The organism is Methylocystis sp. ATCC 49242 (assembly GCF_000188155.2).
In the GTDB taxonomy this organism is placed as follows: Bacteria; Pseudomonadota; Alphaproteobacteria; order Rhizobiales; family Beijerinckiaceae; genus Methylocystis.
This window is the reverse complement of record NZ_KE124774.1, coordinates 793,290-806,342: the sequence shown is the minus strand read 5'-3', so window position 1 is coordinate 806,342 and position 13,053 is coordinate 793,290. Positions and strand designations below refer to the sequence as shown.

The 13,053-nt window shown below is 63.4% G+C and carries 14 protein-coding genes; 6 read left to right on the top strand and 8 right to left on the bottom strand.

The genetic code is table 11. The features are described 5' to 3' along the window. Positions 1 to 139: 139 nt before the first annotated feature. The 5 genes from MET49242_RS05735 (at position 140) to MET49242_RS05715 (ending at position 5,973) form a co-directional block, all read left to right on the top strand. A complete protein-coding gene (locus MET49242_RS05735; RefSeq protein WP_036281315.1) occupies positions 140 to 2,416 on the top strand; it encodes a PAS domain-containing sensor histidine kinase in 2,277 nt (758 codons plus the stop codon). Next, entirely contained in the window at positions 2,416 to 3,780 is a 1,365-nt protein-coding gene (locus MET49242_RS05730) for a sigma-54 dependent transcriptional regulator (protein ID WP_036281312.1), read from the top strand. The genes MET49242_RS05735 and MET49242_RS05730 overlap by 1 nt, the downstream gene beginning before the upstream one ends. A gap of 249 nt (positions 3,781 to 4,029) precedes the next feature. Then, complete coding sequence (gene hfq, locus MET49242_RS05725) at positions 4,030 to 4,293, top strand: RNA chaperone Hfq (RefSeq protein ID WP_036281310.1); 264 nt, start codon at positions 4,030 to 4,032, stop codon at positions 4,291 to 4,293. Positions 4,294 to 4,298: 5 nt separating this feature from the next. Further along, positions 4,299 to 5,633, top strand: a complete 1,335-nt coding sequence (hflX, locus tag MET49242_RS05720; protein WP_036281308.1) for a GTPase HflX — start codon at positions 4,299 to 4,301, stop codon at positions 5,631 to 5,633. A 19-nt stretch (positions 5,634 to 5,652) separates the two neighbouring features. After that, positions 5,653 to 5,973 (top strand): multidrug efflux SMR transporter, encoded by a 321-nt coding sequence (locus MET49242_RS05715; protein ID WP_036281307.1) that lies wholly within the window; start codon positions 5,653 to 5,655, stop codon positions 5,971 to 5,973. On the opposite strand, the gene MET49242_RS05710 is transcribed toward MET49242_RS05715, so the two are convergent. The 8 genes from MET49242_RS05710 to MET49242_RS05675 all read right to left on the bottom strand — a co-directional run bounded on the left by MET49242_RS05710 (position 5,951) and on the right by MET49242_RS05675 (position 12,478). After that, the gene (locus MET49242_RS05710) at positions 5,951 to 6,529 is read right to left on the bottom strand and encodes a cytochrome b (protein WP_036281305.1); all 579 of its coding nucleotides are present in this window, start codon (positions 6,527 to 6,529) and stop codon (positions 5,951 to 5,953) included. The genes MET49242_RS05715 and MET49242_RS05710 overlap by 23 nt on opposite strands. Before the next feature lie 74 nt (positions 6,530 to 6,603). After that, positions 6,604 to 7,434 carry a nucleoside triphosphate pyrophosphohydrolase gene (gene mazG, locus MET49242_RS05705; RefSeq protein WP_036281302.1) on the bottom strand — a complete coding sequence of 277 codons (831 nt, stop codon included), beginning with the start codon at positions 7,432 to 7,434 and terminating at the stop codon, positions 6,604 to 6,606. Between the two features lie 128 nt (positions 7,435 to 7,562). Further along, positions 7,563 to 8,237, bottom strand: a complete 675-nt coding sequence (locus MET49242_RS05700; RefSeq protein WP_036281299.1) for a cold-shock protein — start codon at positions 8,235 to 8,237, stop codon at positions 7,563 to 7,565. A 586-nt stretch (positions 8,238 to 8,823) separates the two neighbouring features. Continuing rightward, a complete protein-coding gene (locus MET49242_RS05695) occupies positions 8,824 to 9,618 on the bottom strand; it encodes an MBL fold metallo-hydrolase (protein WP_036281296.1) in 795 nt (264 codons plus the stop codon). Beyond that, the gene (locus tag MET49242_RS05690; RefSeq protein WP_036287091.1) at positions 9,615 to 10,406 is read right to left on the bottom strand and encodes a TatD family hydrolase; all 792 of its coding nucleotides are present in this window, start codon (positions 10,404 to 10,406) and stop codon (positions 9,615 to 9,617) included. The genes MET49242_RS05695 and MET49242_RS05690 overlap by 4 nt, the downstream gene beginning before the upstream one ends. A 140-nt stretch (positions 10,407 to 10,546) precedes the next feature. Next, a complete protein-coding gene (locus tag MET49242_RS05685) occupies positions 10,547 to 11,026 on the bottom strand; it encodes a hypothetical protein (RefSeq protein WP_036281294.1) in 480 nt (159 codons plus the stop codon). After that, complete coding sequence (locus MET49242_RS05680; protein WP_036281292.1) at positions 11,023 to 11,832, bottom strand: class I SAM-dependent methyltransferase; 810 nt, start codon at positions 11,830 to 11,832, stop codon at positions 11,023 to 11,025. The genes MET49242_RS05685 and MET49242_RS05680 overlap by 4 nt, the downstream gene beginning before the upstream one ends. A gap of 100 nt (positions 11,833 to 11,932) precedes the next feature. Then, positions 11,933 to 12,478, bottom strand: coding sequence for a hypothetical protein (locus MET49242_RS05675; protein WP_036281290.1), 546 nt, complete (start codon positions 12,476 to 12,478; stop codon positions 11,933 to 11,935). Positions 12,479 to 12,682: 204 nt separating this feature from the next. Between MET49242_RS05675 and MET49242_RS05670 the strand changes: the two genes are divergently transcribed. Then, positions 12,683 to 13,051: a VOC family protein gene (locus MET49242_RS05670; RefSeq protein ID WP_036281287.1), complete on the top strand. Its 369-nt coding sequence runs from the start codon at positions 12,683 to 12,685 to the stop codon at positions 13,049 to 13,051. Positions 13,052 to 13,053: the final 2 nt, after the last annotated feature.

Sequence of the window (13,053 nt, the reverse complement as noted above, 5' to 3'; positions counted from 1 at the left end):
ATTTCGGTGAATCTTTCGTTGATCGGCGCAATAAGAAACGAAGAATCAAATAGCTAAGTCTTTGCTTTGAGCCGGAGGACCATCTTCATGCAACCGTTGCAGATTTGCAACAGCCGCATTCGGAGCCTATAGAGGCGACATGGCCCTTACGGGAGAAAACGCTCCGCCGCGAAGCGAGAAAGAACCATCCTCGCGTCGCGCCTGGTTCGGCCCGATCATAGCGATCGGCGCCGCGGGGTGCGCTTTGGCCACCTTCCTGGTTGTCACGGAATTCCGCATTCTTTCGCCAACCGACGACCGGCTGCTCCCGCTCTTCATCGCCAATGGCGTGCTGCTGGGCGTGCTGGCGATCATGGTCGTCGTCAAAGCGTGGCGGCTTTATCGAGTCTGGCGGCGCGGCGAGGCGGCCGCCCGGCTGCATGTGCGCATCGTCGGCATTTTCGCGGTCATCGCCCTCATCCCGGCGATCCTTCTGGCGATCGCGGGATCGCTGACGCTGGAGCGGGCGCTCAACCCGGCCTTCATGTCCAGCGTCAAGATTTTCGTCCACAACACCGCCAAGGCCGCGGAGGCGTTTCAGTCGAGCCAGTGCCAGGCGCTTTTGCAGGAGGCGCAGCTTACCGCCTCCGATCTCGACCGCGCCAAGGTGATGTTCGACGCCGATCGAACCTTTTTCCATCAGATTTTCGCGTCGCGCGCCCAGTTTCTCGGCTTTTCGGTCGCGGCGCTCGTCAAATCCAACGGCCAGATTCTCGACCGGGTCGACGTCGCGCGGAACACGGCCTCGATCATCATCGCTCCGCCGGAGTCGGAGTTCGAGAACGCCCGGCGGGGCGAGCCGCTCTGCCTCGTGATCGACGACGGCAAGAGCTTCGTCGCGCTTCGCTCGCTGAGCAAGTTCGAGGACACGTTCCTCTATGTCACCCGGCCGGTCGACCCTTTCGCAGTCGATTTTCCCAAGCAGACGCAGACGCTCATCAGCAATTATGACGCCTTCGACGCCTATCGCGGCGCCGTCCAGCGAGCCTTCGTTCTGATGTACTCGCTGTTGACGACGATCATGCTGCTGTCGTCGATCTGGTTCGGTCTCGATTTCGCCGATCGTCTGGTGACGCCGATCCGTACGCTGATCGCGGCGACGGACGAAGTCTCCACCGGCAACCTCGATGTGCGCGTGAAAGTGGATCGCTCGCACGGCGAATTGGCGCGCCTTGGCGACGTATTCAACAACATGACGACCGAGCTGAACCTCCAGCAGCGCCGCCTGCTGGAAGCCAATCGCATCAACGACGAGCGCCGTGAGTTTACCGAGGCCGTGCTGGCGGGCGTGCCGGCGGCGGTGATCGGCGTCGACGCATACGGAATCGTCACCATCCTCAATCGCTCCGCCGAGGAGCTGTCGCTCAACGACGCGAAGGGGCAGGCGACCGTCGGGGCCAGCATCGCGGACGTGATGCCGGAGCTGGCGCCCATACTTTCCGACGCGGTCGAGCTTTTCCCACGCTCCGTGCAGAGCCAGATCACCATCAAACGCGGCGTGGCGGAACGGACGTTCAACATACGCGTCACCTCGTCGCGCGCCGACCAGGCGCATCCGAATTTCGTCGTCACGCTCGACGACATCACGGATCTCGTGACCGCGCAGCGCACTTCCGCCTGGGCTGACGTCGCGCGGCGCATCGCTCATGAAATCAAGAATCCGCTGACCCCGATCCAGCTTTCGGCCGAACGCCTGAAGCGCAAATACGGCCGGCTGATTCAGGAGGACAAGGACATATTCGACCAATGCACCGACACGATTGTGCGGCAGGTCGACGACATCAAGCGGATGGTGGATGAGTTCTCCTCCTTCGCGCGCATGCCGAAGGCGCGGCCCGAGCGAGACGACCTCAATGAATGCGTCCGTCAGGTCGCCTTTCTGATGCGGGTCGGGAACGCCGACGTCGACATTGTCGAAGCGCTGCCGGATGCGGCGATCTATGCGCAATTCGATCGTCGCTTGCTGTCGCAGGCGCTCACAAACATCGTCAAGAACGCGATCGAGGGCATTGCCGCGCGCGAGGAAGCGGACGCGGCCGAAAAGGGCAGGGTCGAGATCCGTCTGGCGACGCGCGACCACATGGTCGAGATCGACGTAATCGACAATGGCAAGGGGTTCCCGGCGATGAACCGCCAGCGTCTCCTCGAGCCATACATGACCACCCGATCGGACGGCACGGGGCTCGGCCTGCCGATCGTCGCCAAGATCATCGAGGACCACGGCGGCCGGCTGGAGCTGCTGGACGCGCCGACGGGGCGGGGCGCCTGTGTGCGTCTGATCCTGCCGATGGCGGCCGAACAGGAAACGCAGCAACCTCAGGGGGCTGAAGAACAGGCGGCGGCGTTGGAACATTCCGGACAACAAAGCGGGGCGTGATGGCGAGCGATATTCTCATCGTCGACGACGAAGAAGACATCCGGGAGTTGGTCGCGGGCATTTTGAGCGACGAGGGCCACGGAACGCGCACGGCGAAAGACGCCGACGATGCGCTGGCGGCAATTTCAGCGCGCCGGCCGCATCTCGTTTTCCTCGATATCTGGCTGCAGGGCTCGCGGCTCGACGGCCTGCAGGTGCTGGAAGTCATCCAGAAGCAGCACAAGGGCCTGCCGGTCGTGATGATCTCCGGCCACGGCAATATCGAGACGGCGGTCAGCGCCATCAAGATCGGCGCATACGACTTCATCGAGAAGCCGTTCAAGGCGGACCGGCTCGTGCTCGTCGCCGAACGCGCGCTCGAGGCCTATCAGCTCAAGCGCGAGTTGTCGGCGCTGCGGCAACGTGCGGGGGCCTTCGACCGCATCGTGGGCTCGTCGCCGGCCGCCCACCAGTTGCAGCAGCTGATCGCGCGGGTGGCCCCGGTGAATTCCCGCGTGCTCATCACCGGCGCGCCGGGCTCCGGCAAAGAGCTCGCCGCCCGCTGCATTCACGACGCCTCGAGCCGCGCCGGCGGACCTTTCGTCGTCATCAATTCCGCGACGATCACGCCCGAAAACATGGAGATCGAGCTCTTCGGCCGCGAGGGGGCGGACGGGGAACGCAAGATCGGCGCGCTGGAGGAGGCCCATGGCGGCACCCTCTTCCTCGATGAGATCGCCGACATGCCGAAGGACACCCAGGCGAAAATCCTGCGAGTCCTCGTGGACCAGACCTTCCAGCGCGTGGGCGGCGCTACAAAGGTGCATGTGGACGTGAGAATCATCTCGTCTTCCGCCCGCGATCTCGCGTCGGCCATCGAGGAGGGCGCGCTGAGGGAGGACCTGTTCCACCGCCTCGCCGTCGTGCCGATACGCGTGCCGTCCCTCGCGGAGAGGCGCGAGGATATTCCGGCGCTGATCGAATACTTCATGGAGAATATGTCGCTCGCTTCCGGCATGCCGCGTCGGCAGATCGCCGACGACGCCCTCGCCGTGCTGCAGCTGCATGACTGGCCGGGGAACATCCGTCAGCTGAAGAACAATGTAGAGCGCCTGATGATCCTGACCGCGGGAGAGCCGGGCGCCTCGATCACCGCCGATATGCTGCCGGCCGACGTCGGCGAACTCGTGCCCGCGACGCCGGCGGGCGTGAGGGGCGAAAAGCTGATGAGTCTCCCGCTGCGGGAGGCGCGCGAGGTTTTCGAACGCGAATACCTCGTCGCCCAGCTCAACCGCTTCTCGGGCAATATCTCGCGCACGGCCGAGTTCATCGGCATGGAGCGTTCGGCCTTGCACCGGAAGTTGAAGTCACTGGCGATAGAATAGTAATTGCAACGCTGTATCAATTAAACTTCATGCGATGCATTAACTTTCGATCCGCCGTTTTGCGGCCTCGAAACGCGCCCGTCCGATCAAATGAAATCCGCTCGCCGAGTGGAGCTTGGCGCGAGTTCCGCCTTGCGCTTCGTCATTTGAAGGGTTCTAATGCGCAGCGCGGCGGCCAAAAGTAGAAAAAGATTCCCCGGGGGGCGGCGTCAAACCGCTCGGCTCAACAAAAATAGAACAGGACAGCCGATGTCGTCGGAGCGTACGCAGAATCTGCAGGATACTTTTCTGAATTTTGTCAGGAAAAACAAAGTCCCGCTCACAATCTTCCTCGTCAACGGCGTGAAGTTGCAGGGCATTGTCACCTGGTTTGACAATTTTTGCCTCCTGTTGCGCAGGGACGGGCATTCGCAGCTCGTCTACAAGCACGCCATCTCGACCATCATGCCCGGACATCCCATCCAGATGTTCGAGCCGAGCGACGACGAGGCGCTTGGGGAGAATAAACGGTAGGCATTTTGAACACTGATCAAAAAGAGGGCTATCGCGCGTCCAAAGACGGGCGCACGCGCGCGCTCGTCGTCGGCCCTTACCTCTCGCGCGGGGCCGCTGCCCTGTCGCGCGACCCTCACGCCCGCCTCTCCGAGGCCGTTGGCCTCGCGCAAGCCATCGACCTCGACATTGTGGGCGACATATCTGTTTCCCTCAATGAAGTTAGGCCGGCCACCTATCTCGGCAAGGGCAAGGTCGACGAGATTGCGGAAACCGTGAAGGAGCGCGAGGCCGGCCTCGTCAGCATGGACTGCCAGCTCTCGCCGGTGCAGCAACGCAATCTGGAAAAGGCCTGGGGCGCGAAGGTCATCGACCGCACAGGGCTGATACTGGAGATTTTCGGCCAGCGCGCGCGCACGAAAGAGGGCGCGCTACAGGTCGAACTCGCACATCTCGCCTACCAGAAGTCCCGCCTCGTGCGCTCCTGGACCCATCTGGAGCGTCAGCGCGGCGGCTTCGGCTTCCTCGGCGGCCCCGGCGAAACACAGATTGAAACCGACCGGCGCCTCATCGAGGAGCGGATGCGCCGTATCGAGCAGGATCTCGACAAGGTCAAGCGCACACGCGGCCTGCATCGCAAGACGCGACGCGAGGTTCCTTACCCCGTAGTGGCGCTCGTCGGCTATACAAACGCCGGAAAATCAACGCTCTTCAATCGGCTCACCAAGGCCGAGGTCTTGGCGCAGGACATGCTGTTCGCCACGCTCGACCCGACGTTGAGGCAAATCCGGCTGCCCCATGGCGCCCGTGTGCTGCTATCGGACACGGTGGGTTTCATCTCCGACCTGCCGACCATGCTCGTCTCCGCCTTCCGCGCGACGCTCGAGGAGGTGACCCTCGCAGACGTGATCCTGCATGTGCGGGACGTGTCACATGAGGACTCGGAGGCGCAGGCGCGGGACGTGGAGACGATCCTCGACGAACTCGGCCTGAAAGGCGAGGCGGAAGGCCGGATTCTCGAGGTCTGGAACAAGATCGACGCGCTCGACCCCGAACGACAGGAAGCGCTGCGTCAGACCGCGCGCGGCTTCGACCCTCAGAGGCGTCCGGTGCTGGCGTCCGCGCTGACCGGGCAGGGGCTCGACGAGCTTCTGGCGCGTATCGAGACGATTCTTGCCGCCAGCCGCGTCACGCTCGCGCTGGAGCTGGAGCCTGAAGACGGGCAGGGTCTCGCCTGGCTCCATGCCCACGCCGAGGTGCTGACCCGTGAAGCCCGGGAGGACGGCGGCTCGCGGCTGACGGTGCGCGTCGCGTCCGAGCGGGTGGAAGAGGTCAGCCGCCGCTTCGCCCGTCCCGTCTGAACGAAACCAATAGGCCCGCATGCCCTGGCTCTATCTTTCTATCGCGATCCTCTCGGAGGTTGTCGGCACCACAGCGCTACGTGCCGCCGAAGGGTTTCGTAACCCTCTGCCGACGCTTGTCGTCGCGGTTGGCTATGGAACGTCCTTCTATTTTCTGTCTCTGACGCTGGAGTCGATTCCAATGGGCGTCGCCTACGCCATATGGTCGGGCGTGGGCGTCGCGCTCATCTCGATCGCGGGCTGGCAGCTTTACCAGCAGGCGCTCAGCTCGGTCGAGTTATTCGGCATCGCGCTGATCTGCGTAGGGGTCGTGATACTCAAATTTGGCGGCGGTCACTGAGATTCTCGACGAACGCCGGCAGCATCCGCATCAGCGTCCGGTCACGCAGAATGCGGTCATGGACCAATGCAGCGGCTGCGTGCAGGGCCGCCAGCGCAATCAACCCATGCGCCAGAAACTCGTGAAATTCCTTGGCGTAATGTTTCAGCTCGCGGTTTTTGGGCCAAGGCGAGGGAATGTCGTAAAACCCGAAGAGCGAGAGGGACTCTCCACCCTGAAACAGGGTCACGAGCCCGACGGCCGGAACGGCCAGAAGCAAGCCGTAGAGCGTGAGATGCGCTAGTTTGGCGGCGATGTCGACAAGCGGGCCAAAACCCGAGGGCTCGGGGCGCGGCGCAGGATCGACGAAACGCCAGACGAGGCGAAGGACAAGCAGCAGAACGACCATTTCGCCCAGAATGATATGCGCGAATTCGCCCATGTGCCTGATCGAACCCTTGGGCAATTCGTCGCCGAGCAGACCAAGCCCCCAGGCGGCGCCGACGAACAGGACCGAGGCCCAGTGAAATAACTGAGAGGCGGGGCTGTAGCGGAAATTTGCGCTGCTTACGGACATGCATGGCCTCCTGATGGGCGCCTACTGATGGGCGCCGCTCGCGCGGCGATCACATCGCTCCCATCCAGCAAGAATCAGTCGCAATTACGAGCCTTTTCCATCTTTTTCGCCTCTGCCCACAGCGCCTCCATCTCGTCGAGCGAGGCGGCTGCGGGCGTTGTGCCCATCTCGGCGAGCCGGCGCTCGATGTGATGGAAACGCCGTTCGAATTTGGCGTTGGCGCCGCGCAACGCCTGCTCCGGATCGACCCGGGCGTGGCGTGCGAGGTTAGAGACGACGAAAAGCAGATCGCCGATTTCTTCCTCGAGAGCAGGCGAAGCGGTTGCGCCGGGTTGAGCGAGTTCGGCCGCGACCTCCTCGGTCTCCTCGCGAATCTTGCCCATCACATGCAGAGCGTCATCCCAGTCGAACCCGACCCGGGACGCCTTCTGTTGAAGCTTTACGGCGCGGGTCAGCGCGGGCAGGGCGAGCGGAACGCCGTCGAGAAGGCTCGCAGGGGCCGCCGCGCCCTTGCCGACTTTCTGTTTCCCGGCTTTCTCTTGGGCCTTTATCTCGCTCCATTGCGTCGTGACGCCTTCCGCGGTCAGCGACCCGCCTCCGCCAAAGACATGCGGGTGGCGCCGGACGAGCTTGTCGCAAATCGCGAGGACGACGTCATCGAAAGCGAAGGCTCCGATCTCCTGCGCCATGCGCGCGTGGAACACGACCTGGAGAAGCAGATCGCCGAGTTCATCCTTGAGTTCGTTCAGATCGCCGCCTTCGATGGCGTCGGCGACCTCATAGGCTTCCTCGATCGTGTAGGGCGCGATTGAGCGGAAATCCTGCTCCAGATCCCAGGGGCAGCCGGTCCCCGGCGTCCGAAGCGCCGCCATGATCTCGATGAGGCGCGCGATTTTTTCCGACATGATCGAACTCGCAAAACGCAGCGAGCCTGAAGGCTTGCGGTCCGGAGCGGCCGGCGCCGCAAGCCTTCAGGCTCGCATGAAAAGCGCCGGCGCGAAGCGGAAGGGCCTCGCGCCGACACGAAATGAAATCAGTCGACGCTGATGGACAGCGCTTCACGACCCTTCGCGGTGTCGACGACCTGCATCGTCACCGGCTGGCCTTCGACAAGCCGGCTGACGCCGGAGGGGCCGAGGATCGAAATGTGGACGAAGACGTCCTTGCCGCCATCGTTGGACTGGACGAAGCCGAAGCCCTTGGTCTCATCGAACCACTTGACCTTGCCCGAAACCGGAACAGCGGTCGACGGATCCGGAGCCTGGCGACGGGGCCGGGGGCTGTCGTAACCACCGCCAAATCCACCACCACGCGGCGGCGGCGGCGGGGCGCGCTCCGCGGCGCCTGCAAGGTCGACGTCGAGAATGCGCGCGACCTGCTGACCCTTGACCGAGCTCGTCACCTGCACCTGCAATTTGGCGCCCGGCGGCAATGTGTCATATCCCGCCGCCTGCACGGCTCCGATATGAAGGAAGGCGTCGCCCGTGCCATTGGCGAGTTCGACGAAGCCGAACCCCTTGTCGGTCTTGAACCACTTGACGATGGCGTCAACGGCCGGCTCGTTCATCGACGGCGGAGGCGCGTCGGGAAAGCCGCCTCCGAACTGCGAACGCGGCGGGCGGCTCTGCCGCGGCGCGTCATAGCCATACGGGGCGTCATCGTCGAATCCGCGCTTGCGCGGGCCCCGGAAGTCTCTACCTTTGCTCATGTCTACCTGCTCGTCTCCGCCAAAAACGGCAAGACCCCTATGTCAAACGCGTGCGCCCATACGATCCCGCTCGGGCGCAAATAGCGACCGTTGGGAGACGATGAGATTTGCCTGTTGAATGCCATATAGTCCCGCGCGGCAAGTCTTTTAGCAGATTTTTGCCTGTCATGGCCAGAAAATTTCGTGGCCTCATCGAAAAATCCCAATAAACGCAGCAGTTGAAGCGTCGCCGGCAGCGGCCAAGCAATCCCGCATTGTTGCTTTTCAACGACTTTGCCCGTCGAGCCTATGGCGCGCGACGTTTCCCGCGCAGATGCGAGGCGATAAATGGGCCCGGAGGTCGTTCAGAAGGAGCGAGACAGTCGAGGCGCCTGGAAGACGCAGCAAAAACAAGGGGAGCGGATATCAACGATTCGCATAATCGATATTATGGAACCGAAGCCCATATTCGGCCGGGGAATCGGGTGGCGCGCGACCTTCGGCACCCTAGGTGGGAAACGCGAACGCCGAAGAAGCTATCACCCCGCGGCACGGCCGGCGGCGATTTCTGGGAACATGGAAAATCCGCGGCTAACGACTGCGCGGTTCAGACCTCGATCCGCAGCCCATCATAGGCCGGCGCCACATTCTCCGGCAGCATCGCGGCAAGCGCGTCATAGTCCAGATCGACGTGGAGATCGGTCAGGATGGCTCGCTTCGCCTTGAACTGCGCCACGAATGCCAGCGCCTGCTCGACGGAAAGATGCGTGCCGTGGCGCTGGTAGCGCAGCGCGTCAATGATCCAGAGATCGAGTCCCTCCAAAAACTGCGCGCTCTCGGACGGAATGGCGTGCAGGTCCGGCGTGTAGGCGATGTTCCCGAACCGAAAGCCGAGGGCGTCCATGTCTCCGTGGTCGAGGCGGAAAGGCGTCACGTCCATCTCGCCTCCGGGGCCCTCGATCGTCACCGGCCGGCCGGGCCGCAGCCGGTGCTCGGTGAGCAGCGGCGGATAGAAGCTGCCGGGCGGCGTCTCGAAAATATAGTCGAACTTATTGGTGATCTGGCGTGATGTCGGCTCATCCATATAGGCGGGTATGCGACGGCCGCTCATGATCACGAGACCACGCACGTCGTCGACGCCATGCGTGTGGTCGGCGTGCGGATGGGTGTAGAGAATGGCGTCGAGCCGCTTCACATCCGCGGCGATGAGCTGCTCGCGGAGGTCAGGGCCGGTGTCGACCAGAATTTGCGTCGCCGATTCGGCCGAACCCTTGGCGACGAGGATCGAGCATCGGCGGCGGCGATTCTTCGGATTGGCGGGATTGCATTTTCCCCAACCCTGCCCGACCCGCGGCACGCCGCCCGACGAACCACACCCAAGAATCGTGACCGTCAAAGTCACGCGGCGGCCTCCATCGGCGGCATCTTTGTGAAGAGTCGCAGCGCGTTTTCCGTCGTCACGCGGGCCAATTCGGCCTCACTTACGCCCTTGACCTCGGCAAGGACGCGCGCCGTATCGACAACGAAAGCGGGCTCGTTGCGTTTGCCCCGGTGCGGGACGGGCGCAAGGAAGGGCGCGTCGGTCTCGACGAGCATCCGCTCGAGCGGCACGGCTTTGGCGGTCTCGCGCAGTTCGGCGGAGTTCTTGAAGGTCACGACGCCGGAGAAAGAGATGTAGAGACCCAGATCCACGGCGGTCTCCGCCAACGCACGCGACGAAGTGAAGCAATGGAGCAGGGCCGGGAAGGCCCCCTTCCCCATTTCTTCCCGAAGGATCGCGGCGCAATCCTCGTCGGCGTCGCGCGTGTGGATCACGAGCGGAAGCCCTGTCTCCCGGGCAGCGGCGATATGGGTGCGGAACACGCGCTGCGACACTTCGCGAGGCGCGCGATCGTAGTGGTAGTCGAGCCCCGCCTCGCCCAGACCCACGCATTTCGGATGTTGCGAGAGCTTCACCAGCTCTTCGACCGTCGGTTCAGCCTCTTCATGGGAATGGTGCGGATGGGTGCCGACGGTGCAGAAAACGTCGGGATAAGCCTCCGCAACCGCCTTCACGCGGTCGAATCGCGAGAGATGGGTGGAAATGGTGATCATTCGCCCGACGCCGCGCGCCTTAGCGCGCGCGATGATTTCCGCCTGCTCCGGCGCGAAATCGGGGAAGTCGAGGTGGCAGTGAGTGTCGATGAGCATGCTGTCCCGGTTCATTCCGTCGCGGCGCAACCTGTCTCGGCCGTCCCCCGCGAATTTGGGCGCGTGGACGCCCGCGACAAGCGCGGACAAGAAGATCGTCAAGTTTGAGGACGATAATTAGCGCTGTTCGCGGCCCCGCGTCACCTGCATTTGTCGGCGCCGCGAAGTGATCCGGCCACATGGGCGACGAGAGCGTCGTATTTCTTCTTTTCCGCGGCAGGATATTCGAGGGAGACGCTGTTCCAGACCGTATCGCCACAGGAGAGCAGCGATTTTCGGTAGAAAATCCTCTCGCCTTTCACACCCGAGACAACGATCCAGTCGCGGCCCTGCCGCTTGTAACGGATTGTCTCACCGTCCAGCGCCCCGCCTCTGACGCCGAATTCCTCGTCGCGGGACAGGACGACGTGGCTTCCCGACACGATGATCTCGGCCTGCTCGTCCGGCGAGGCGAAGACCCGCCCGTCGTCGTTCTCCGGCGGCGGCTCCATGCGCCACCCTACGGGAACGTCGGCCGCCGTCCCGAATCGCTCATTGCGATAGGCGCGCCATGTCTCGGCGGAGGCGCTCGATGCGCTGATGAGCGCAAACGCCAGCAATGCGGCGCGGTGGACCGTCATGCCCGCTCCGCCTCGAAGAAAATCGCCTGCATCGGCATTCGGGTCGGCGCCCCGAATTCCTGCTCGAACCGCTCCACGAGCGCGGCGACGATCGCTTCCGGCGCCACGTCGCCCCGCGCGCGGATCTGGTCGATCAGAGGGCTGCCGAAAACGAGGCCATTCGCGAAAGCGGTCACATCCCCGGTTTCATGCACGCGCGGCAGCACCGATGCGACGATCCTCGTGAACCCTGCCCCGATCAGCGATTCCTTGATCGGATCGATCTCCGGGCAGGAGAAGGGCGTCTTGAGAAACTGAGGCGGATTGTCCGGGAAGAATCTCTCCACGACTTCGAGGCCGAGGCGCGAGAAGGGATTGTGGCGCGGCGAATCCCAGACGCTGAAAAGATAGCGCCCGCCGGCCTTCAGCACTCGCCGCGCCTCTCGATGGGCGGCGTCCTTGTCCGGAAAGAACATCAGGCCGAACTGGCAGACGACGGCGTCGAAGGCGCTGTCCGCGAAGGGCAGCACGAGGGCGTCGGCAACGTCGAAGGTCACCCCCTCGCCCGGACGGAACTTCGCCTGCGCGACCTCCAGCATCGGCGCGTTGAGATCGGTCGCGATCAGTCGCGCATCGGCCGGCAGCGCATCTCGCAGCTTGCGTGTGACGATGCCCGTGCCGGCGGCGATCTCGAGCACCTCGCGCGGCCCCCTCAGGGCGGCTCGCCACGCGATGTCGGCGGCGTAATCCTCGAAGATCACAGGCCCGAGACCGCGGTCGTAATGAAGCGGAATATCGCCGACGAAGCGGGCCGTATCTGCGGTCATGACTCCGCTCTCCTTCCTCCGGTCCGGCGATATCGAGCCCGACGAAAGGAATTTTCGCCCCAATCCGCCGGAGGCGCAAATTCTCCTGGCGGATCGCCGGCTACCTGACCCCGATTTGGGGACCGGAGCCAGGGCATTGCGCAAGGAAATCGGGGACGGACTGGCGAACGCCCGGCAGAGAGCGCCAGCTGGCGTCGCCCGGCTTCGACTGAACCATATACGCCCAATGGGCAAAACTCGAGGTCGAGGTCTGGTTGAGCATGGTCCACGCATGGCCCTGCAGAACCATCTCGCCGAAGCCTTGCTGCACGGACTCGGAGCCGTCGCTTTTCACCGAAGTGAAACTCAAAAGCACGCGGCCGGTCGGCGTGACCGAGCCGACGAGCGAGGAGCAGGCAACGGGCAACCGCCCCACCTTCGTTACGTTCTTCCCCCAGAAATAGCCGCCCCGGTAATCGGTGATATGGTACACGGTCTGATCGGCCGCCGGCAGCAGGACATTGCTCGACGGGTTGAACAGGAGCGACGGAAGATTTGCGGCGGAACGATCCAGTAGGTGTTCTTCAGCCAGCTCCAGTCCAGCGACCCTGCCGTCGCCCGTGACAGGTTCGTTTGCGCGAGGGCGGCGGGACTGGCGATGACGCACGTAACGAGAGCCAGCAGCGGAATTTTTCGCATTTGTAGATCACTCCTGTCAGTCCGGGGTCCCGGCTGTGGATAGCCGAACCCGGCGCCTCGAAGGAATGTCAATTATTGGGTCGCTTGGGAGGCGTCGGCGTGTACGGCCGGGCTCGTGATAATACCGGCCCCCCGGCCCATATGACCGTCATACGGCGTCGGGAGAGCGACGATGACGATTATCCTCAATCACACGATTGTGTCGTCGCACAACAAGCAGGAGGCGGCGCGCTGGTTTGCGCAGATCTTCGGACTGACCTGCGAGCCGACAAAGGCTCATTTCGCGCCGGTCCGCGTCAACGACACGCTGACGCTGCTTTTCGACGATCATCCTTCATTCGACTCGCGCCACTACGCCTTCCATGTCAGCGACGCGGAATTCGACGCGATTTTCGGGCGCGTGAAGGCGGCGGGGCTGCCCTTCGGCAGCGGGCCGGGCCATTTCGACGATGGCAAGCTCAACGACTGGAACGGCGGCCGGGGCGTCTATTTCAAGAGCCCCGACGGCCATGTGCTGGAATTGATGACTGTCGCTCAGTGAGC